Source organism: Sedimentitalea arenosa (assembly GCF_016428585.1).
GTDB lineage: Bacteria > Pseudomonadota > Alphaproteobacteria > Rhodobacterales > Rhodobacteraceae > Sedimentitalea > Sedimentitalea arenosa.
In genome coordinates this window covers 114,845-136,290 of record NZ_JAELVR010000013.1, presented here as the reverse complement: position 1 = coordinate 136,290, position 21,446 = coordinate 114,845, and the positions used below count along the sequence as shown (strand labels likewise).

The following is a 21,446-nucleotide window of genomic DNA, read 5'->3' as shown; positions in this document are numbered from 1 at the left end:
TTCGGCGTTCCTGCCGGTCGCATGGCTGTCGATCTGGTGCATCAGCGGCCCGGCCGGGAGGCCCCCACGCCGTTCGTTGGCGTCGATCCTGTCCTTCCGGACTGGCGTGTTCCGTGTGTCCATGGTTCCGCACCCTTGATGTCGACGAAGACGCGGTAGACTGACGTGGTGGCGGTGATGAAGAGCCGGTGGCCGTCGCGCCCGCCGAAGCAGAGGTTCGAAACGACCTGCGGCACGAGGATCTTGCCCAGAAGCGTTCCATCCGGTGCAAAGCAGTGAACGCCGTCCGCCGCCGAAGACCAGAGATTGCCCGCGACGTCGCATCGTATCCCGTCCGGCAGGCCTGCGTCGATCTCCGAAAATATTCCCGCATCCTGCACCTGATCACCAAGTACCGTGAAACGACGGATGACCGAGAGAACGGATGCATCATGGCTCGATCCGCTTTCCGCGACATACAGCGCCGTCTCGTCAGGTGAGAAGCACAGGCCGTTCGGTTGGGCGAAGTCGGTGATGACGGCAGCGAGGTCGCCTTGGGGAGACAAGCGATAAACGTTGCGTGTCGCCTGTTCGGGCGTACTGCGATGGCCTTCGAAACTCGAGATGATGCCGTAGGTTGGATCGGTGAACCAGACCGCGCCGTCCGAGCTTACCACCACGTCATTGGGCGAATTCAGGCGTTTTCCCTGAAAGGCGTCGGCGAGCACGGTAAGCGTTCCGTCGATCTCGGTGCGCACCACGTCGCGCTTGCCATGGCGGCAACCGACCAGCCGCCCCTGACGGTCACGGGTGTTGCCGTTGTTGAAATCCGATCCGGCGCGATAGATCGACACGCCCTCGGTTTCGGACCAGCGCATAATCCGCTGGCTGGGAATATCGGAAAACAGCAGGCAGTTTTGATCGCCGAACCAAACCGGCCCCTCGGTCCAGGTGAAGCCATCGGCGATGCGCTCGAGGTGTGCCATGGGGTGGACCAGCGCCGCGAAGCGGTCATCGTGGATTTCCAGGTGTGGTGGCAACGTGATCATGTTCGGGCCCTCCTCGTGCTGGCGGCGATAACGATCGAGATGATGATGGCTCCGGTCAGCACATTGCGCACGCCGGCGCCCGCGCCATAACTGTTGAGCATGGAGACGACGAGGAACATGAACAGCGCCGCACCCCAGACGCCGGGAACGTTCGAATTGCCTCCGGCGATGGAAGTGCCGCCGATGACGACCACTGCAATCGACATCAGCAGGTATTCCTGGCCCATGTTGAGCGCTGCTCCGCCCGAGAAGCTGGCCAGCAGGTAGCCCGCCAGCGAGGCGAAAACCGCGACGGCGACATAAGTCGTGGCGCGCACACGCTCGACCGGTACTCCGGCCAGCCGCGCCACGCGCAAGTTCTGCCCTGTCGCCAGAAGCCAGCGGCCCCAGATCGAGCGTTCGAGCACGACCCAGACGGCAACGGCGAGCAGCAGCCCGACCCAGGCCACGTTCGGCAGCCCAAGCACCCGCCCGGTTGCGAAATCGGCCAATCCTTCGGGGGGCTTGATGCGCAACCCGCGGTTCGACCAGATCGCGAGGCTCTGATAGATCAGCGAGGCGGCGAGGGTGGCGATGATCGGCGGCAGGCGCAACAGGAAGATCAACGCATAGTTGGCCGCACCCGCGCCGACCCCCACGGCGAGCGCGATGGCCAGGCCCATGAACGCCGTGCCGGGATCGCTGCTCATGCCTTTCAGGGCCAGCGTCGCGGCCAGGGTCATGGTCGCGGGAATCGATAGATCGACATTGCCGGGGCCCAAGGTGATCACCAGCATCTGGCCCAGTCCGACGATGGCAGCGAAGGCGCCGAAGGAGAGGGCGGCATAGGCCAGTTCCGAAGCGCCGCGACCTGAAGTCAGCCCGAGTGTCAGGGAAAACGCCGCCGCTGCAGCCAACCAGGACCAGAGCCAGGGTCTGGCAAGCGGGGTCATGCCTCGGCCCCCTTCTGGCGGAAGACCAGACGCGCGGTCAGCACGAGGATCAGGATCGCGCCTTGTGCGCCGATCTGCCAATCCGGTGACAGGCGCAGGAAGGACAGGAAACTCGCAGCGAGCGTCAGGGTCAGCGCCCCGATCACGGCGCCGGTCGGGCTGACCTTGCCGCCGGTGAATTCGCCCCCGCCAAGGATCACGCCGGCGATGGACAAGAGCGTGTAGCGCAGCGCGATATTGGCGTCGGCCGATGTGGCCAGACCGACCAGCGCCATTCCTGCCAGCACGCCGAACAGGCCGGCCAGCCCGTAGGCCAGCGCCTTGAGTTTCAGCACCGACCAGCCCGCCCGCGCGACCGAACGCGCGTTGCCGCCGACGCCGCGCAGCACCGTACCGATGCCCGAGCGCATGATCAAAAGGTGCGTGACGGCGGCGATGACGATGGCGGCCACCACGGCCATCGGCGCGAAGGGCGGTTTGACCGTCATCAGGGTACGCAGCCAGCCGGGCGAAGCCCCGCCGGGAGACGGCAGGATGAATAGGGCGAGTCCGCCCCAGACGAAGGACATGCCCAGCGTCACCACGATTGCGGGCAGGTCGAGTGCGTGGATCACCGCTCCCATCAGCGCATAGGACAGGATCAGCGCCAGCAGGATCAGCAATCCGATCCCCGGTGTGTCATTGAGAAACGTGGCCGTGACGCAGGCCGAGAGGCTCACGAAAGCGCCCAGCGACAGGTCGATGTCGTTCACCATGATGATCATCATCTGCGCGATCGTCGCCAGCGCGATCGGCACGGCGAGGTTGAACAGCAGGTTCAGACCAAAATAGCTCATCGCGCGGGGCTGCATGTAGAAGGTCGCGGCCAGCAGCAGTGCCAGAGACACGACGGGCAGAATGATCCTGTGACGGGTGAGGAGGCTCATGAGGCCTCCTGCATTTCGAAGGAGGCCTCAAGGATCTTCTCCTCGGTGATCTCGGCGCCGGTCAGTTCGGCGGCGATCGCGTGGTTGCGGAACACGAAGACCCGGTCGCAATGGCAGACTTCCTCGGTCTCGGTAGAATACCACAGGAACGTGCGTCCGCGCGCGGCTTCGGCGCGGATCATCGCGTAGACATCCTGCTTGGTGCCCACGTCCACTCCGCGCATCGGATCGTCCATGATGACGATCGGTGCAGGTGAGGCCAGTGCCCGCGCGAACAGCACTTTCTGCTGGTTTCCGCCGGACAGCGAAAGGACCGGGTTGGTCACGTCCTTTGTGCGGATACCGATGCGTGTCTTCCATTCCCGCGCGGTGTCGGCCTCGGCGGCGCGGTTGACGATCCCGTGCCGCGAGCGTTGTGGAAGGATGGACACCGTGATGTTGCGGAGGATCGACCAGAGCGGCAGCACGCCGTCGCGCTGCCGGTCGCCCGCGACGAAGACCACCTCGGGGTGCCGCCCGGCCCGCCACGAGGACGACCGCGCCAGGTAGAGCCGGGCCAGCGCCGCGGCTTGGCCGTGGCCCGCAAGGCCCGACAGGCCGACGATCTCGCCCCTGCGCGCGCTCAACCCTTGTTCCGTGCGCACAACCTCTGAGCCGAATTCGCGTGCGGTCTCGCCGGTTTCTGTGGTTTCGGCGGCAACGTGGCCCATCGCATCGACCAGCCCTTGCCGGGTGAAACCGCCGGCGGGTCGTTCGGCCACAACCTTGCCGTCTTTCAGAACGACGATGCGGGTGGCGACCTTGAACACTTCGCCCAGCATGTGCGAGATGAAGATTACCGTGCCCCCCGTCGCGCAAAAGCTGCGGACATGTGCCAGCAACTGGTCGGCGATGCCGGCATCCAGCGAAGAGGTCGGCTCGTCGAGGATGACTAGTCGCGCCTCGGTGCCGCGCGGCGCAAAGCCGATGGCGATCTCGACCATCTGCCGTTCGGCGATCGACAGCGTGTCGACCTCCGCATCCGGGTCGATACCGTGGCCCGGGAATATCGCGTCGAGGCTGGCCCGGATCTCGACCCGTGCCTGGCGTCGCCAGCCGGTCGTCTTCAACGCGCGGTGCGAAATGCGCAGGTTCTCGGCCACGGTCAGGTTGGGGCAGAGCGACAATTCCTGAAAGACCGAGCGCACCCCCGCCGCATGTGCGCCGTCGCCACGGTCGAACTGCACCTCGCCGGATGACGCGGCGAGGCTGCCATTGATCAAGTTGACCAGCGTCGACTTGCCGGCCCCATTGTGGCCCACCAGCCCGATGCAATCACCCGGCGCGACCGAAAGGCTGACTCCGTCGAGCGCGCGGACGGGCCCGAAATGACGCGCCGCCTCCGTCAGCACCACGAGGGGCGCGCTGTCATGGTCCGTCATGCGCGTTCCATCTTGCAACAACTCAGGGACAGGAAAGACACGGGCTGCCGCAACCGGCAGCCCGCCCAAGTCTGATCACTTGGCGTCCGCGATCACCTGTTGCGCGTCTTCCAGCGCATAGGTGACGTTGGCGACCGAGCCTTCGGGTGTGCTGGCCAGTGCCTCGTCCAGCGTGTCCTGTGTGATCTTCAGGAAGGGCACCGTCAGGTCCTTCGGCACTTGCGCGCCCGCCAGCACCTGTTGCGCCACCCAGAAGGCCAGCGAGGCGACGCCCGGTGCGATCGACAGCGACAGCGTTTCATATCCGTTGGCATCGCGCTGCTCGGCCCACCATTGAAGTTCGTCCTGGCGGTTGCCCAGCACGATCAGAGGAGTGTCGCGCCCGGCAGCCTTGAAGGCTTGCGCCGCCCCATAGCCATCGCCACCTTGCGTCACGACACCGACGATCTCGGGCAATGAGGGCAGAATGCCCGCGACCGCTTTCTGCGCCACGTCCTGCGCCCAGTCGCCATGGACAGAGCCCACAATGGTGAACTGATCGTGTTCGTCCACACCCGCGTGGATGCCCTTCGAGATCTCGTCATCTACGAAGACGCCGGCGAGGCCACGGATCTCGAGAAGATTGCCGCCCTCCGGCAGGCGCGAGGCGAGGTAGTCGACCTCCTCCTTGCCCATCGCGGCGAAGTCGACCGCGATCCGCCAGGCGCACGGCTCGGTCACGATGCCGTCGAAGCTGACGACAGTCAGGCCGGCGTCGCAGGCTTCCTTGACCGCGCCATTCAGGGCGGTGGGCGAGGCGGCGTTCAGCACGATCGCGTCATAGCCCTGCAAGATCATGTTCTGGATCTGCGCCGCCTGTTCCGTCGCCTGGTTCTCGGACGTTGTATAGGCATCGGCCGCCGCGACCACGCCATCCGCCACGGCCTGACCGGCCACGTCTTCCCAGGTTTGCAGCATCGCCTGCCGCCACGAATTTCCGGCATAGTTGTTGGACAGCGCGATACGCTTGTCGGAAGTGTCGGCCAATTTGGACTCGGCCTGCGCCAGCCCGCCGGCCATTACAAGTCCTGCCGTCACCAGCAGCATCTTGGAAATCGCCATGTTGTTCCTCCCTTTCGCGCGGATAGCCCGCGCTGTGACCCGGTCCGGCAAGGACGGGGATGGCGGAATGATGCGGTTGCATCATGGAGCTGTAAAGGCATCGATCCGCAGAGCTGTTGCGAGTTTCCGCAACGGATTTGCGGTTTGCGGTGTTTCCTTTGGCGGATTTGCTTGCAACACTTGCGGGGACGCGCAGTGCGCGACGGGAGGAGACCATGACCGACGCCCTTGCCAGCCCGGTGAGCCAAGACGCCTTCTTGCGGATCTCGGCGCATCTCGCCGAGCGCACGGATATCGCCTCGGCTCTGGCGGCAGTTGCGGACGAGATTGCAGAGGTCATCCCCTTCACCCATGCCGACCTGTGCCTGAAGGATCGGGCGGGCTGGCTGTCGAGTTACGAGGTCGGCATCCGCACGCGCTGGTCTCGGGCGCGCACAAGGGTCGATGTCTCGCCGATCCGCGACCTGATCACCGGGACATGCGATTTCATGTTGTGCCGCGACGCAATGCAGGACCCGCGCCAGACGTTCAAGGGGGCCTGTTCCGAGCCGATCTTCAATCACAAGTTGCGTTCGCGCGTGCATGTGCTGATGAAGGTGATGGGGCGCCCGATCGGCACGCTCAACATTTCGCATTCCACGCCCGGTCTCTATGATCTGGACACGGTCCAGCGCGCGCAGCACGTTGCCGATGCCCTGTCGCCATATTTCCACGCGCTGCACACCGCCGAGCGGGCACAGCGTGCCACGCAGGTGCGACAGGAAGCGCAAGCTCGCGAGGAAGGGTTGCGCCGCGGCGCGCTCGAACTGACGCAGACCTTGGAGCAGGAACGCCAGCGCATAGGAATGGACCTGCACGACCAGACACTGGCTGATCTGACGCGCCTCCTGCGCGAGGTCTCGGATCCGGCCGGACCCGGGCGGGTGGACCTGTCCGGCAGGATTACCGAGATCATCGACGATCTCCGCCGCATCATTGACACCGCCTTGCCGACATTGCTCGACCTGTTCGGCTTCGCGCACGCGATACGGGTGCATCTGGAACGTGCAGTCGGCGCACAGCCGATCCAGGTCGAAGTGGTCGACGAAACGGATGGCGCGCCGGACCGGCTTGCCGCCACGGAGCGGACGGCCCTGTTCCGCATCGCGCAGGAAGCCATCAACAATGCCGCGCGCCATTCCGGCGCCCGCCGGATCACGGTGCGGGTCACCGCTTGGGCAAAGACGGGACTGATGATGACGGTCCGGGATGACGGCCGTGGTTTGCCGTCCGACCCGCAACGCACCTCGGGGCTCGCACATATGAGGACCCGCGCGCGGCTGATCTCGGCCGAGCTCGATATACGCAACGAAGGTGGCTGCACCGTGTGCGTGATGCTTGAGGGCGCGGCATGAAGGTGCTGCTTGTCGAGGACGACCAGTTTCACGCCAGCTTCCTGCAGGATGCCTTGGCCGAGGCCCTGCCGGACGTGACCGAGATCTTTCATGCGGCGGACGGGGCGGCCGGTGAAGAAGAGGCGCGCCAAAGCGGGATCGAGGCCATCGTCATGGATTTGCAGATGGATCGTCGCAACGGGATCGAAGCGGCGCGCACGATCTGGGCGGAACGTCCGCAGAGCCGCATCCTGTTCTGGTCGAACTATGCCGACGAGGCCTATCTGCGTGGCATCGCGGCAATTGTGCCCGATGACAGCGCCTATGGCTACATTCTCAAGACCGCCTCGCGCGACCGGTTGAAGCTGGCGTTGCGCGCGGTGCTGGTCGAGGGGCAGATCATGGTCGATCGCGAGATCCACCGGCTTCAGAAACGCGGCACCGCGCCGCGCACGCGGCTGGACGACAGTGAATTCGCGGTGCTGTTGGACCTGGCGCTGGGTTTGCAGGACCGGCTGATCGCCGAGCGTCGCGGGATGTCGCTGAGGACGGTGCAGAACCGTCTGCTGTCGCTCTACGAGAAGCTCGAAGTGCATTCCGATCTGGATGAACGGCTGACGTTGAACAAGCGGGTGCGCACCCTGAACCGCGCGCTGGCAACGCGGACGCTGAATATCGAAACACTCGACGCGGCTCAACGGGATCTCGAGGCCTGGCTCGCCGGACGCATGTGAAACGCCCGTTGCCTTCGGTACCCTATGCAGCGCCAGGCCCCCAAGGCATGGAACTGGAGCGGCTAGATCGACTTCCGGCGTTTCCTGCGAACGGGGGCCACGATACTTCGGGCGCAGCCCGGCTTTGCTTTTTGCTCCCGGCTCACTCCCCGTCGCGGCGGGGGCGCACGCCGTTCAGGAAAATGTGGATCGCCTGATCCCTGCGCGCGGCGCGTTCCTCGGGGCGGCGTAGCACCCTATCGGGGTCGAGCAGGTCGGCAATGGTGTTGCCCACGACCATGTCGACCAGCAACTCGGCAGCGGCGGGTACATCGTCTTCGGGAATCGCGATCTCGCCGGATTGAACGCCGCGCGACAACTCGCTGCTCAGCATCTCGACCACATGGCCGGGCCCCTTGCGGCTGAGGCTTCGGGCCATCTCGGGACGCTTGCGCGCTTCGGCAATGACGATCCGCAGCATTTCGAGCGGGACAGCGGGGTTTTCCATCGTGGGGTTCAGGGTCAGCAGGATCCGCAGACGTTCCTCCAGTGACGCCCCGTGTTCCTCGGGCTGCAGCGGGCGAAAAAGCGTTTGGCTCATACGCTTCAGTCCTGCGCCGAGCAGTTCTTCGCGGTTCCCGTACAGCGCATAGAGCGTGCGCTTTGACATGCCCGCGTGCCGGGCGATGTCGGCCATGGTCACGTCGTCGGGACCATGCCGGGACAACAGCTCGATCGCGCTGTCCAGCACCAGCGCCTCGCGTTCGGCCGCTTCCATCTGCACCGGCCGGCCGCGCCGGCGCGTCACTTCTCCATCGCAGTCTGCGGCCTGGCCCTGCGAGGTATGCACTCTCGTCATGTCAGTCTTTCCCGGTTATCGGCGGTATACTATCCGAACTTTACAAAACTGGCCAGTTTCCTTAATGGGGTCGATAATCCGTCCGCCGGTCAAGCGGATGCAACCTGCCCGGAGGTCGTCGTGCCGTCCTTTCGTCCTGTTCCGATTTACCACGTCGTCGCGCTGATGGTTGCGATGGTCGCACCCGGCGCGTTTGCCCAGCAGCAGGGCGGGGGAGAGGCGCCGCCCATGCCGGTCACAGTGGTGACGCTCGAGGCACAGGACGTGGTCCTGACCTCGACGCTGCCGGGACGGGTCGCGGCCTCCGGTGTCGCCGAGGTGCGCCCGCAGGTCAGCGGTATCGTGATCGAGCGGACCTTCGAGGAGGGCAAACCGGTGGAGAAGGGCGATGCGCTCTACCGGATCGACCCGGCCACGTACGAAGCAGCCAAGGCCGCGGCGGAGGCGGGCCTTGCGCAGGCCGAGGCGCAGTTGCGCGCGGCGCAGCGCGAGGAGCGGAGACAGAACGAACTGCGCGAGCGCAACGTTGCGAGCCAGCAGAGTCTCGATGATGCGATCTCGGCTCGCGACGTGGCCGAGGCCGCGGTGAAGGTCGCACGGGCTCAGGTACAGTCTGCGACCATCGACCTCGACCGCGCCACGATTCGGGCACCGATTTCCGGCACGGTCGGACTCAGCCAGACCAGCCAGGGCGCGCTGGTGACTGCAGGACAGACCAATGCATTGGCGGTGATCCGCAAACTCGACCCGGTCAATGTGGACGTGACGCAATCCGCCGCCGAGATGCTGCGGTGGCGCCGTTCCGGTCAGCAGGTGGCCGAAGAGGACAACACGACCGTCTCCCTGCGGCTCGCCGATGGAGCGGAATACGAATACAAGGGCGTGCTCGCCGCCGCCGAGCCCTATGTCAACGAACAGACCGGCGTGATCGTATTGCGCATGGAGTTCCCCAATCCCGACGGGTTCCTGCTGCCCGGCATGTATGTTCAGGTGGTGATGCCCCAGGGCATGATCCGCGATGCGATACTCGCGCCGCAGGAGGGCGTGACCCGTGATCGGCGCGGCCGTCCGGTGGCGATGGTGGTCAACGACGAGAACAAGGTCGAAATACGCGAACTGACCGTGCAGCAGGACCATGGCAACACCTGGGTCGTCACAAGCGGTCTTGCACCAGGCGACCGGATAATCGTGGCAGGCCTGCAGAAGGTGTCACCCGGGATGAGTGCGGCCCCCGAAGAGCGCGAGGCCTCATCAGAGGTCCCGGGCGACAACTGAGCTCGGGTAGGGAGCGCGCGGCATGGCCCGTTTCTTCATCGATCGGCCCGTCTTCGCCTGGGTGATTTCGATCCTCATCATGGGGGTCGGACTGCTGTCGATCGTCACACTTCCGGTCGCGCAATACCCGCAGATCGCGCCGCCCTCGGTGCGCGTCACGGCGCAGTATCCCGGTGCATCGGCCGAAACCGTGGCCAACACGGTCACCCAGATCATCGAGCAGCAGATGACCGGGCTCGATGGGATGCGTTACCTGTCGTCATCGTCGACTTCGGCGGGCACCGCGACGATCACCCTGACCTTCGAGGCGGGCACGGACGCCGACGTGGCGCAGGTCCAGGTGCAGAACAAGCTGGCGCAGGCGACGCCGCTCTTGCCGGAAACCGTGCAGAGGCTGGGCGTGCGCGTGCAGAAGGCGTCCTCGTCCTTCTTCATGGTGATCGCCCTGATTTCGGACGATGGCCGGCTCGAGCAGGCGGATCTGTCGGATTACCTGAGTTCGAACCTGGTGGACGAGTTCAGCCGCATCGAGGGCGTCGGCGGCGCGCAGGTCTTCGGCGCGCAATATGCCATGCGGATCTGGCTCGACCCGTCAAAGCTGGCGGCGTTCGAAATGACGCCGTCCGATGTGGTCAGCGCAGTGGCGGCGCAGAACGCGCAGATCTCCGCCGGGGCCTTCGGCTCGCTGCCAGCACCGGAAGGTCAGCAGTTGAACGCGACCATCACGGCCCAATCCCTGCTGCGGACGCCCGCCGATTTCCGCGATATCGTTCTGCGGTCGGAAACCGATGGCGGACTGGTGCTGCTGCAGGATGTGGCAAGGGTCGAAATCGGGGCTGAAAACTATGCCACGATCGCAAGGTTCAACGGCCGGCCGGCGGCTGGCATGGCCTTGAACCTCGCCGCAGGAGCCAACGCGCTGGACACGGCCGAACGCGTCAAGGAGCGGATCGAGGCCTACAAGCAGTATTTTCCCGAAGGCGTGTCCTACGTGATCCCATACGACACCACGCCGTTCATCGAGATATCGATCCACGAAGTGCAGAAGACCCTGTTCGAAGCGATCGGCCTGGTGTTCCTGGTGATGTTCCTGTTCCTGCAGAACTTCCGCGCCACGCTGATCCCGACGCTGGCGGTGCCGGTCGTCATCCTCGGCACGTTCGCGATCCTGGCTTTGGCGGGCTTCACCATCAACACGCTGACCATGCTTGCGATGGTTCTCGCCATCGGCCTGCTTGTGGACGACGCCATCGTGGTGGTCGAGAACGTCGAACGGATCATGGAGGAAGAGGGGCTGTCCCCGCGCGAGGCCACGCGGAAGTCCATGGACCAGATCACCGGGGCGCTGATCGGCATCGCGCTGGTGCTGTCCGCCGTTTTTGTTCCGATGGCCTTTTTCGGCGGCTCGACCGGGGTGATCTACCGCCAGTTCTCGATCACGATCGTCTCGGCGATGTTGTTGTCGGTTCTGGTGGCCCTGACGCTGACACCCGCGCTCTGCGCGACACTCCTCAAGCCCAAGGATGCGCATCACACCCGCAAGGGGCCGTTGGGATGGTTCAACACGGGCTTTGACAAGGTGACGAGCGGATATGCCGCCACGGTCGGCTTCGTGACCCGCAGGACGCTGCGGGCGCTCGTGGTCTATGCCGCGCTAGTCTATGGCATGGTCTTCCTGTTCAACAACACGCCGACCGGGTTCCTGCCGGACGAGGACCAAGGCATTCTGCTGACGTTGATCCAGGCGCCGACCGGCGCTACGGCCGAACGTACGCTCGAGGTGGTCAAACAGGTCGAGTCGCATTTCGCTGGAGCCGAGGGCGACAACGTGCAATCGACCTTCGGCGTCGTGGGGTTCAGCTTCGCGGGGCAGGGGCAGAACATGGGTCTGGCCTTCGTCCGGATGAAGGATTGGGACGAACGGCCGTCGCCCGGTCAATCCGTGCAGGCGGTGGCGGGGCGGGCCTTCGGTGCGTTTTCCGGCATTCGCGATGCGATGGTCTTCCCGATCGTTCCGCCCTCTGTCATCGAACTCGGAAACGTATCTGGCTTTGATTTTTTCCTGCAGGCGCAGGCGGGTCAGACCCATGAACAGCTATTGACCGCGCGCAACCAGCTGTTGGGCCTTGCAGCGCAAAGCCCTCTCATCGCGTCCGCTCGACCCTCGGGACTCGAAGACGCCGCGCAGTATCGGCTTGATATCGATTGGCGCGCGGCCGGGGCGATGGGGGTGACGCCGGCCAATGTGGGCACGACGCTGAACATTGCCTGGGCCGGCACCTACGTGAACGATTTCATCGACAATGGGCGTATCAAGCGGGTCTACGTGCAAGGCGAGCCCGACAGCCGGGCGACACCGTCCGACCTGCAGAAATGGCGCGTGCGCAACGCAGGCGGCGATCTCGTCCCGTTTGCCAACTTCACCAGCGAGAGCTGGGAGTACGGCCCCCAAGGCCTGAGCCGCTACAACGGCGTCCCGGCGATGCAGATCCAGGGCTCGCCCGCAGCAGGTGTCACCACCGGCGAGGCCATCGCCGAGATCGAACGCCTGGTTGCGCAGCTTCCACCGGGCTACAGCGCCGCCTGGACCGGTTTGTCGCTCGAAGAACTCGACTCCGGCGGCTCGGCCCCGTTGCTCTATGCCCTGTCGCTGGCGGCGATCTTCCTCTGCCTCGCGGCCCTTTATGAAAGCTGGGCGATTCCATTCTCGGTCATGCTGGCGATGCCGATCGGGGTGCTCGGCACGATGGGGGCGGCCTATTGGCTGGATTTCGAGAACGGCGTTTTCTTCCAGGTCGGCTTGCTGACCGTGATCGGCCTGACCGGCAAGAACGCGATCCTTATCGTGGAATTCGCGCGCGACAGGTTTGAGTCGGGCGAAAACCTCTACACAGCGGTGAAAGAGGCTGCCCGGCAGCGCTTCCGCCCGATCATCATGACCTCTCTTGCCTTCTCGCTGGGGGTCTTGCCGCTGGCCCTGTCGACCGGCGCGGGGGCCGGGGGGCGCACGGCGGTCGGTTCGGCGGTGCTGGGTGGCACGATCACCGGAACCGTTCTGGGCGTGATCTTCGTTCCGCTGTTCTTCGTCGTCGTGGCGCGGCTGTTCAAACGACAGCAGGCCGAGCCGGCGACCTGAACGTTCAGTGGTGGTGCTCCGTCGGGCACGGGATCACGCCATGGACAGGATCGGTCCGTCCAGAAGCTGCATCAGGTCGCCGAAATAGCCGCCGGACCGGGCGGGCCGCGTCGGATCGGAGGTGATCGCGACGGCAAGGCCGCGGGAGGCATGCGCCGCGATGATCTGCCCGCCGTAACCCCGCGCGATGGCGTAGCCCGAGGGGGACAGGAACCAGCCGTAGCCATAGCTCAGCCCGGAAAACGGCGAGCGCGTGCGCGGGGTGAGCGATTTGCGCACCCAATCCGCTGGCACCACCTGCCGCCCCTGGAATACTCCGCCATCGCGGATCATAGCGGCGATCTTCAGCATTGCCTTGGGCGTCAGTGCCATCTCGTTGCCGCCAAGGTAGTATCCTTGCGGGTCGCGCACCCAGGGCGGCACTTCGATCGACATGGGTGCCCCCAGACGTGCGCGGGCCTGTGTCAGCAGGCTTTCTCCGGTCGCTTGAACCAACGCGGCGCCCAGAACGTGGGTCGTGCCGGTCGAATAGAGCATCCGGCTCCCCGGCGCGGCGACCATCGGGCGCTGCAGGGCATCCGCGATCCAGTTGGGCGAATTGATCCAGCTGCCGTAATTCGCGCCGGAAGTCCGTTCGAGACCGGCGCGCAGGGTCACGAGGTTCTGCAAGGTCAATTCCGGTACACCGACGGTGGCGTTCGCCGGAATGATCGATGGCGCGACCTCGCCCAATCGCGCGCCCACGCCTGGGATTTCCTGCCGCGAGATGGCGATGCCCAGCAACAGGGCGACGATGCTCTTGGAGCAGGATTTGATGTTGGCGAGCCGGTCGAGTCCTCCGCCCCTTGGCGCCGATGCGAACAGCATTTCCTGGCCCCGCATGACCTGTATCGTGTGCAACTGATCGAGCCGATCGACGGCATCGGCAAGCCCCCCGTCAGCTCGTGCAGCGGAAGAGCAAATCATGGGAAGAGCCAGCACACCCGCGGTGCCGGCGAGGAAGGAACGGCGTGATGTCATGGCGGCAGGATCGCCCGCAATCGAGCCCACTCCAAGCGGGACCACATCACGATTTCGTATCTGTGCCGGAGCGTTTCTGCCCACCGTTCAACTTGGATCACACCGCCGTCACGCGCACCTGCTGTTCGACGAACCGGGCCTCATCTGGGGTTTCCATGAAAGGTACGTCGCCGGCGTCCCGCCCGACCGCGATCAAGGCGAGTTCGTTCGCCGTGCACATGCCGGTCGGATCGACCATGTGCCATGTCTCGTCCAGCCAGACCTGCGCGACGGCATGAAAATCCGGCGGATCGACATTGACGCCATAGGCCGACACATACCGCGCCGGGATATGCGAGGCGCGGGCCAGGCCACAGAAGAGGTGGACGTAGTCCCGGCACACACCCTTTCGTGTGGAAAATGTGTCGAGCAGAGTTGTTTCACTGTGCGAATGGTCAGGGCCGTACTCCATCACGGAGTCGATCCAGTCCAGGATCGCGGCTATTCTCGCACCGTCAGTCCGATGCCTGAACTGGTCGGCGACAAAGCTTTCGAACTGGTCGGACTGGCAAAAGCGCGAGGGGCGCAGAAATGGAATCTGCTGTTCGGTCAGGTCATGCAGCGGCGAGGCGGCAAGGCCCTCCAGGTTGACCGCTTCACGCGCCACGTCAACCACGGCGGTGTAGAGAAGGCGCAGGGCGTCACCGTCAATGCGGACCCAGTTGCGGTGTCCGATCCCCCATTCGCCCTCAATTTGCGACAGTTCCGCCCCTTCGATCTCCAGCCGGTCCTCCAGCACGGTCTGGCCCGCTGTTCTGGCCGCCTCCAGCGCGAGCAGGGCCGTTCTTTGCGCGCCGAGCGCATAGGTCAGGGACACGTCGATCGCGAGCTTCATCAGCGCTTCTCCTCTAGGGTGCCGTCACCGCTGGGTACGGGTCATCAGAAAGCGCCCATCTGCAGACCGGCTCCCATCGCGGCGCCAAGATCGCGACAGAGGGCGAGCTGTTCCTCGGGGATCGTCTTTTCGGCGAGGATCTCCTCGGGCGTCTGGGCATGGGTGCAGACGATCAGAGGCTGCTGCACTTCCTTCAGCCGCCACCCCTTGGCGATGCGGGCGGTTTGACGGGCCGCGTTCTGACCGTCCGAGCCGGCACAGACCATCTGCGCATAGGCGCGTCCCTCGATCCGGCCGAGAACCGGGTAGTAGCAGCGGTCGAAAAAATCCTTCATGACTCCCGACAGTGCCGCGAGATTTTCGGGCGCCGCGAATATGTAGCCACCAGCCGCCAGAAGATCATCGGGGCCCGTGTCCTGCGCCGGTTTCAAAACGGTCCTCGTCTCGTCGCGGGCAGCGTCCGCCGCCGCTGTTGCCATCTGGCGGCTGCCGTCGGTTCGCGAATGATAGACGATGAGAAGCATGGGGTTGCCTATTGTGCGCAGGAGAGGCAGCGGGCCGCGGTCGGATCGAGATCGAGCCGTCGCTGACCGATCGGCTCGCCGCAATCGCAGCAATATCCGAACTCGCCCGATTGCAGGCGTTCGATCGCGGCCTTCACCGCCGCCTGACGTTGCGCCCGGCGGGTTTCGGTGCCCTTCGCCATCGCCTGGTTCTGCAAGGCATCCATGCGCGACAATCGACCTTCCTTCTGCTGGTCGAGCTCCACGGGGCGCCGGTTCGACGCGGTGCGCTTGGAGTCGGCGTCAAGCTCTTCGCGTTCGGCGAGCAAGCGCTGAAGATAGAAAGCGTTCGAGGATTCGGTGGAGGCCATGCGACCAGCTTATCTGTTAGAGCTGAATGCGAAAAGAAAGTCTGGTGGCGCCAGAGGCATTGGCCTGCATCGCGACGCTGGACGATCCACCAATGGGTAGCGTGGGATTGGCGGGCCGCTGCATGCAGGGCTTGATGTTCGGCCACGATTGATGGGATTTGTCAGCAAAGGAAAATGGTGGCGTTTCGAAAGCGAAAACACAAGGGGCCGGACACATGCTTCGCGTAATACCTTCACTCGGGCTGATGCTGGTGGTTCTGGCCGCCTGTTCGTCGGCGTTGCCGGAATACCCGAGATCGCAATCCTTTGCGCCTGTGCCTCCGGCAAATACGCGACTTGCGGCTGATGTGCGCGGTCTGGGCAATCCGGGCGACGGACGCTCGGGTGTCAATCTGATCGCGAATGGTGAGTATGCGCTGGCCGCACGCCTGCTTCTGGCGGCGCGCGCCGACGTGACGCTGGATGCCCAGTACTATCTTCTGCACGACGACCCGACCGGGCATATCTTCGCGTCGAGCCTTCTGAATGCCGCCGATCGCGGCGTGCGGGTCAGGCTTCTTCTCGATGACATGGATACCTCGGGCTATGACGCGATGACCGCGGCGCTGGACTCGCATGAGAACATCGAAATCCGGCTGTTCAACCCGTTCCGAAGGGACCAGAGTCTCTTCGTGGCGGGGCTCACCGACTTCAAGCGCATCAACAGGCGAATGCACAACAAATCGCTGACCGCGGACAACACGATATCCATCGTGGGCGGCAGAAACATCGGGGCCGAATACTTCCTCGCAAAGGAAGAAATGAACTATGCCGATCTCGATATCATGGTGGCCGGTCCGGTGGTGAAGGAAGTTTCCGACAATTTCGACGACTACTGGAACAGCGCCTTTGCCGTGCCCGCACGCGCGGTCATCGGAGAACCGGAGCAGTTCGGCCTGCAGGATGCGCGGGTGCGCCTGAACGCGCTGGTAGCCGAAGCCCAGCAGACACCATATGCCGCCGCCTTGCGTCGATCCGCAGAGGCACACTTCAAGCGGTCTGCGTTGAAGCTCGATTGGGTGCCGGCCAAGCTTTACTCCGACCCACCGACGAAAGCCGCCGGTGCAGCTAACGGCGTGCCGATCCTTGCCTCGAAACTCGTACCCTATTTCCAGAATGCCGAGGAGTCGGTCAACGTCGTATCGGCCTATTTCGTCCCGCGCCGGAGCGGCGTGAAATGGCTGAGCGAACTGGAGGGCCGGGGAGTCGATGTCACCGTGACAACGAACTCGCTGGCCTCAAACGACGTGGCGCCGGTTTATGCACACTACGCGCTGCAACGGCGCCCGCTTCTGGAAAGTGGTGTCGAGTTGCACGAGTTGCGCCCGGACGCCCACAGGGTGCACCGCCGCGGTGTGAACTGGGGGGAGTCGCGCTCAGGCCTGCATACAAAAGCCTTCACGGTAGACAACCGCTACCTGTTCGTGGGCTCGTTCAACTGGGATCCGAGGTCGGTGCATATCAACACCGAGATGGGCATTCTCGTCGACTCTCCACTGATCACCAAGAGGGCGGTCGACGTGCTGGACGGTTTCCTGCTAGAGAACACCTATGCCGTCCGGCTGGAAGACGACCGCCTCACGTGGCGCGCCCAAGGGGACGATGGCGTGACGGTGGTTTATCGCAACGAGCCGACCGGCAGTTTCTGGGGCCATATCAAGGCCGGGCTTCTCGCGATCCTGCCGATCGGATCGCAGCTTTAGAAGGATGTTCCAACCAGGGAGTTAAAGTTTAGGAGATGTGTGTTGGTCGGCCTGACCGCCGCAACCCGATCCGCTGCGGTGCGGCGTGATCCGTGGTCAGGCAAGCCATCGTTCAAAGCGCGCCGGGGCGCTGTTGAAACGACCACCATCGCCTGGATTTTCAGAAGCAGCCGCATCAAAGGACCTGCGGATGTCCGCAAAGCGGTCTTGGCAATTTCGCGGCTGACGTTCGATCAGGGCTGCCGGCGCGTGAGAACCGCATAGGAGCGCAGGTCGGTCACCGCTTTCACGGTCGCCGCGATGGCGAGCGCACAGAGCGCGGTCTTGGACACCACCCCCATCGTGCCCTCGATCAGCAGCGCGTGAACGACGCTGCCGGCAACGGCGACGCTCACCAGCGCGGTATGGCCGAGCCGCCAATATGGGGGCGGAACGCGAAATCGCTGGCGCAGCCCGACCAGAGCCGCAGCCGCGAACAGCGCCCACATCGCGATGACGCCCCAAGCCGAGAAGGGGGTGGGCGATCTGAAGAGTAGCGCGTCGATCACGTCGGGCGGGCTGGTCAGCCAGAGGCCCGCGACATGCAACACGATGCAGGCAAGCAGCAGCAGGCCGCTCCATGCGTGAACCCGCCGCCCCGTCCGCCTGCCCAAACCGGGGAGGTAGCCGCCGGCCAACAGCGGCTGGAGCAGCAGCAGCGCCATGCCAACGATCCCGGCAAATCCGGCCGCTATGTAGACCGGCTGCCGCCAGGCAAGCAGGGGGCTTGCCGCCGCGATGGCGAGGGGAATGGCAATGGTTCCCGCGAGAACGCTCCAGACCACTATCGCGCGCAGAGAATATGCCAAGGTCAGGCCGGCTGCAGAACGAAATCCGCGGTCAGCGTTTTGTCCTCCGCGCTCGACATCACGGGCCGCAGGAACACCGTCTGGAAATCGCCGCTGTCATAGGCGAGATGCCCGTGTGGCTGGCCGAAGGCGGGCACGATCTGCGGCATTTCTAGGCGAAAGGTGCCATCGGCCCCGGTGAGGGTGGCGCCGTGGCTTTGCGGATCACGCTCGTGGCCCTCGGTTGTGTGAGCCCAGATCTGAATTCGGACACCTTGCAGCGGAACTCCATCGCCCGCACGGCGAACGGTGCCGGTCATCCAGAAGCCGCCGCCGCCGATGCGATCGACGATCGGCGCGCCGGGCAGGTAGTTGTTGCTGCCGCCGCGCATCGAGCGCGTCGGAGCAAGGTCTTGCGCGCTTGCGGGGGTGAACAGGCCCGACACGCCTGTTGCCAGGGCGGTTCCCGCGACAGCAGTGCCTGCGATGATCAGTTTGCGACGATTGGCTTGGAATGGAGGCATTTCGATCTCTCCTTTCGGTCTCGCTCCGCCGAAGCTCGGCGGCACAAGGGGTTTTGGCTCATTTTCGCTGACCTATGCAGTATCTCGTTCGGCCGCGTGTTCGATCAAGGGTGGACACTTGAAATGCAGCGCACACGTTCGTGACCTCCGTAGGTGCTCCATGGTCGGTGCGCGCCTTGAAGTGGACTTGCGGCTTGGTCCGTTGCTGATCGCCGGGGCAATGGCGAAGTCGGCAACACCTGCAAGAACATCACGCTAAGGGACTGGTGTGTCATGAGCCTAACCTTCGACGCAGTCCGCGTATCACTGCTTTCAGCCGGAAGCATCACGGTGATCGAAGTCCCGGCTGTCGTGCGCGCAGCTTTGCATCCGGTGCCAAAACCTTCGGTTGAGGGCTGGATTGCCCTGCGTTTTCATGTTTTATTTCCCGTGACGGAGGGGGAACCACACGTTTGGACAGTTTTGGCAGCATTCTGACCGAGGCGTTCGGCCTGATCTTGATCTGGGATCCCGATCTCATAGAGATTATCGGGCTGTCGCTGCGAGTGACCCTGACGGCGGTGATCGTCGCCTGCGTGATCGGCTTGCCCCTTGGCGCTGCGGTCGGCGCTTTCCGCTTTCCGGGTAGAACCATCGTGGCCGTGGTGTTGAACGCGTTGATGGGCCTGCCGCCGGTCGTGGTAGGACTGATGGTGTACCTCATGCTCTCGGCCTCGGGCCCGCTCGGTCCGCTACAGCTGCTTTACACCCCGATGGCCATGATCATAGCCCAGACCATTCTGGTCACGCCCATCATCGCGGCGCTGACCAAACAGGTCGTCGAGGATCTGCACCGCGAGTATGTCGAACAGTTCGCGTCGCTTGGCGTGGGGCCGCTTGACCGCGTTGGTGCGCTGTTGTGGGACGCGCGCTACAGCCTTTTGACCGTCGCGCTGGCGGGCTTCGGCCGGGCGGTGGCCGAGGTCGGTGCCGTGATCATCGTCGGGGGCAACATCAATCACGTGACCCGCGTCATGACCACGACCATCGCACTGGAAACATCCAAGGGAAATCTGGAACTCGCCTTGGCGCTTGGGGTCGTCCTTCTTGCCATTGCATTGTTCGTGAACGCGGCGGTGATGGCCGTCCGTGCCTCTGCCGTGAGGGCCGCATATGCTTGATTCCGCTTCATTGATGAAAACCTTCAGGGCCGATGTGGCCGAAAAAGTCGCGCCATCGGTCATATCCGCGCGGGGGCTGGGCTTCGCCGTGGAGGGGCGCGTTCTGATCAGGGACGTCGATCTCGACATAAAAGCGGGGCGCCGCACCGTCATCATGGGGTCCAATGGCGCGGGCAAGAGCCTGTTGCTGCGCCTGTTGCACGGCCTCATCGCCCCCAGTTCGGGCGAGATCCTGTGGAATGGTCGCCCGCTGGACAAGGCGGCCCGCCGCAGGCAAGCGATGGTATTCCAGCGGCCGGTCATGCTGCGGCGCTCTGTTCTGGCCAATCTCGATTTCGCCCTGCGAGTCCACGGCGTCCATGGCCCTGCCCGAAGGGATCGCGAACGCGCCGCCCTGGCGATGGCGCGGCTCGAGGATCTGGCGGCGTCACCGGCCCGCACGCTCTCCGGGGGGGAACAGCAGCGTCTGGCCATCGCGCGTGCACTGGCCTGCGCACCGGACCTGTTGTTCCTGGACGAGCCGACCGTCAGCCTCGACCCGGCCTCCACTCACGCGGTCGAGATGCTGATTGGCGACGCCCATGCTGCGGGAGTCACCACTGTCTTGGTCACGCATGATCGCGCGCAGGCTTTGCGGCTGGGCGACGACGTGATCTTCATGGCCGGCGGACGGATCGCCGAAACGGGGCCGGTAGAAAAAGTTCTTCAGAACCCGCAATCCGAAGTGGCGCGGGCCTGGCTGGAAGGACGGCTCCATTTTGAACCGGGGGCGTCAGAGACAAAATGAAGACAAGGAGCACGAATTTGGAAAGACGGAATTTTCTCGGGTGGTCCGCCGCTCTCGGATTGGCGCTTGGCCTGTCGGGACCGGCGATGGCACAGGACGACTTCATCGTCGTCCAGTCCACCACCTCGACGCAGAACTCGGGACTCTTCGAACACATCCTGCCGATGTTCGAGGAACAGAGCGGGATCGAGGTCCGCGTGGTTGCCGTCGGCACCGGGCAAGCGATCAAGAACGCGGCCAACGGCGACGGGGATGTGCTGCTGGTCCACGCGAAACCGTCCGAGGAGAAGTTCGTCGCGGATGGCCACGGAGTTGCGCGTTTCGACGTGATGTACAACGACTTCGTGATCGTCGGTCCGGCGAGCGATCCGGCCGGGGTCGCGGGCACGAGCGACGTGGTTACGGCTCTGGCCAAGATTGCCGACACGGAAGCGCCTTTCGCTTCGCGCGGGGATGACAGCGGCACGCACAAGGCGGAACTCCGCCTCTGGGAGCAGACTGGAGTGGACGTCGCCGCGGCATCGGGCAACTGGTATCGCGAGACCGGTTCCGGCATGGGCGCGACGCTGAACACCGGCACGGCGATGGGGGCGTACGTCATGACGGACAGGGCCACGTGGATCTCTTTCGGCAACAAGGGCGACTACACGGTCGCGGTCGAGGGAGACCCCAAGATGTTCAATCAGTACGGTGTGATCCTCGTGAGCCAGGAGAAGCATCCGAACGTCAAGGCCGAGCTTGGCCAGCAATTCGTGGACTGGATCATCTCGGAAGAAGGGCAGGCGGCCATCGCATCCTACAAGATCGACGGGCAGCAGTTGTTTTTCCCGAACGCGGGCGACTGATCGTCGCCCAAAAAGGCGGGCGCATGATG

General features: G+C 64.4%; 22 protein-coding genes. 10 read left to right on the top strand and 12 right to left on the bottom strand.

Translation table 11 applies throughout. The features are described from left to right. Window positions 1-41 precede the first annotated feature (41 nt). The 5 genes from JF290_RS18105 to JF290_RS18085 all read right to left on the bottom strand — a co-directional run bounded on the left by JF290_RS18105 (window position 42) and on the right by JF290_RS18085 (window position 5,408). Window positions 42-1,028 carry an SMP-30/gluconolactonase/LRE family protein gene (locus tag JF290_RS18105; protein ID WP_199026309.1) on the bottom strand — a complete coding sequence of 329 codons (987 nt, stop codon included), beginning with the start codon at window positions 1,026-1,028 and terminating at the stop codon, window positions 42-44. Next, a complete protein-coding gene (locus JF290_RS18100; protein ID WP_199026308.1) occupies window positions 1,025-1,960 on the bottom strand; it encodes an ABC transporter permease in 936 nt (311 codons plus the stop codon). The genes JF290_RS18105 and JF290_RS18100 overlap by 4 nt, the downstream gene beginning before the upstream one ends. Continuing rightward, window positions 1,957-2,886: an ABC transporter permease gene (locus tag JF290_RS18095; RefSeq protein WP_199026307.1), complete on the bottom strand. Its 930-nt coding sequence runs from the start codon at window positions 2,884-2,886 to the stop codon at window positions 1,957-1,959. Before JF290_RS18095 ends, JF290_RS18100 begins: the two co-directional genes overlap by 4 nt. Next, a complete protein-coding gene (locus JF290_RS18090; RefSeq protein ID WP_199026306.1) occupies window positions 2,883-4,307 on the bottom strand; it encodes a sugar ABC transporter ATP-binding protein in 1,425 nt (474 codons plus the stop codon). The genes JF290_RS18095 and JF290_RS18090 overlap by 4 nt, the downstream gene beginning before the upstream one ends. A 75-nt stretch (window positions 4,308-4,382) precedes the next feature. After that, window positions 4,383-5,408: an ABC transporter substrate-binding protein gene (locus JF290_RS18085; protein WP_199026305.1), complete on the bottom strand. Its 1,026-nt coding sequence runs from the start codon at window positions 5,406-5,408 to the stop codon at window positions 4,383-4,385. Between the two features lie 215 nt (window positions 5,409-5,623). On the opposite strand from JF290_RS18085, the gene JF290_RS18080 reads away from it, so the two are divergent. Both JF290_RS18080 and JF290_RS18075 read left to right on the top strand, forming a co-directional pair. Continuing rightward, window positions 5,624-6,802, top strand: coding sequence for a sensor histidine kinase (locus tag JF290_RS18080; protein WP_199026304.1), 1,179 nt, complete (start codon window positions 5,624-5,626; stop codon window positions 6,800-6,802). Next, window positions 6,799-7,515 carry a response regulator transcription factor gene (locus JF290_RS18075; protein ID WP_199026303.1) on the top strand — a complete coding sequence of 239 codons (717 nt, stop codon included), beginning with the start codon at window positions 6,799-6,801 and terminating at the stop codon, window positions 7,513-7,515. The genes JF290_RS18080 and JF290_RS18075 overlap by 4 nt, the downstream gene beginning before the upstream one ends. A 142-nt stretch (window positions 7,516-7,657) precedes the next feature. On the opposite strand, the gene JF290_RS18070 is transcribed toward JF290_RS18075, so the two are convergent. Then, complete coding sequence (locus JF290_RS18070; protein WP_199026302.1) at window positions 7,658-8,353, bottom strand: TetR/AcrR family transcriptional regulator; 696 nt, start codon at window positions 8,351-8,353, stop codon at window positions 7,658-7,660. 165 nt (window positions 8,354-8,518) lie between these two features. Between JF290_RS18070 and JF290_RS18065 the strand changes: the two genes are divergently transcribed. Together JF290_RS18065 and JF290_RS18060 are read left to right on the top strand one after the other, a co-directional pair. Further along, window positions 8,519-9,628, top strand: a complete 1,110-nt coding sequence (locus JF290_RS18065) for an efflux RND transporter periplasmic adaptor subunit (protein WP_199026341.1) — start codon at window positions 8,519-8,521, stop codon at window positions 9,626-9,628. 22 nt (window positions 9,629-9,650) lie between these two features. Next, entirely contained in the window at window positions 9,651-12,764 is a 3,114-nt protein-coding gene (locus tag JF290_RS18060) for an efflux RND transporter permease subunit (protein WP_199026301.1), read from the top strand. 33 nt (window positions 12,765-12,797) lie between these two features. Here JF290_RS18060 and JF290_RS18055 read toward each other — a convergent pair whose 3' ends face one another. From JF290_RS18055 to JF290_RS18040, 4 genes are all read right to left on the bottom strand, one after another. Beyond that, a complete protein-coding gene (locus JF290_RS18055; protein WP_199026300.1) occupies window positions 12,798-13,784 on the bottom strand; it encodes a serine hydrolase domain-containing protein in 987 nt (328 codons plus the stop codon). A 97-nt stretch (window positions 13,785-13,881) separates the two neighbouring features. After that, a complete protein-coding gene (locus JF290_RS18050) occupies window positions 13,882-14,658 on the bottom strand; it encodes a transglutaminase-like domain-containing protein (protein WP_199026299.1) in 777 nt (258 codons plus the stop codon). 44 nt (window positions 14,659-14,702) lie between these two features. Then, entirely contained in the window at window positions 14,703-15,182 is a 480-nt protein-coding gene (locus tag JF290_RS18045; RefSeq protein WP_199026298.1) for a flavodoxin family protein, read from the bottom strand. Window positions 15,183-15,190: 8 nt separating this feature from the next. Next, window positions 15,191-15,532: a TraR/DksA family transcriptional regulator gene (locus tag JF290_RS18040; protein ID WP_199026297.1), complete on the bottom strand. Its 342-nt coding sequence runs from the start codon at window positions 15,530-15,532 to the stop codon at window positions 15,191-15,193. A gap of 26 nt (window positions 15,533-15,558) precedes the next feature. Between JF290_RS18040 and JF290_RS19755 the strand changes: the two genes are divergently transcribed. Next, window positions 15,559-15,684: a hypothetical protein gene (locus JF290_RS19755; RefSeq protein ID WP_255625702.1), complete on the top strand. Its 126-nt coding sequence runs from the start codon at window positions 15,559-15,561 to the stop codon at window positions 15,682-15,684. A gap of 63 nt (window positions 15,685-15,747) precedes the next feature. Further along, window positions 15,748-17,274, top strand: a complete 1,527-nt coding sequence (locus JF290_RS18035) for a phospholipase D family protein (protein ID WP_199026296.1) — start codon at window positions 15,748-15,750, stop codon at window positions 17,272-17,274. A 233-nt stretch (window positions 17,275-17,507) separates the two neighbouring features. Here the strand turns inward: JF290_RS18035 and JF290_RS18030 are convergent, their stop codons facing one another. Beyond that, entirely contained in the window at window positions 17,508-18,122 is a 615-nt protein-coding gene (locus tag JF290_RS18030) for a ferric reductase-like transmembrane domain-containing protein (protein ID WP_233155528.1), read from the bottom strand. 2 nt (window positions 18,123-18,124) lie between these two features. Beyond that, entirely contained in the window at window positions 18,125-18,625 is a 501-nt protein-coding gene (locus JF290_RS18025) for a twin-arginine translocation pathway signal (RefSeq protein WP_199026295.1), read from the bottom strand. 273 nt (window positions 18,626-18,898) lie between these two features. On the opposite strand from JF290_RS18025, the gene JF290_RS18020 reads away from it, so the two are divergent. The 4 genes from JF290_RS18020 to JF290_RS18005 all read left to right on the top strand — a co-directional run bounded on the left by JF290_RS18020 (window position 18,899) and on the right by JF290_RS18005 (window position 21,417). Next, window positions 18,899-19,102 carry a hypothetical protein gene (locus JF290_RS18020; protein WP_199026294.1) on the top strand — a complete coding sequence of 68 codons (204 nt, stop codon included), beginning with the start codon at window positions 18,899-18,901 and terminating at the stop codon, window positions 19,100-19,102. Beyond that, window positions 19,078-19,785, top strand: a complete 708-nt coding sequence (locus tag JF290_RS18015) for an ABC transporter permease (RefSeq protein ID WP_199026293.1) — start codon at window positions 19,078-19,080, stop codon at window positions 19,783-19,785. Before JF290_RS18020 ends, JF290_RS18015 begins: the two co-directional genes overlap by 25 nt. Window positions 19,786-19,798: 13 nt before the next feature. Next, window positions 19,799-20,572, top strand: coding sequence for an ATP-binding cassette domain-containing protein (locus JF290_RS18010; RefSeq protein WP_199026292.1), 774 nt, complete (start codon window positions 19,799-19,801; stop codon window positions 20,570-20,572). A gap of 86 nt (window positions 20,573-20,658) precedes the next feature. Further along, window positions 20,659-21,417, top strand: coding sequence for an ABC transporter substrate-binding protein (locus tag JF290_RS18005; protein ID WP_328701291.1), 759 nt, complete (start codon window positions 20,659-20,661; stop codon window positions 21,415-21,417). Window positions 21,418-21,446: the final 29 nt, after the last annotated feature.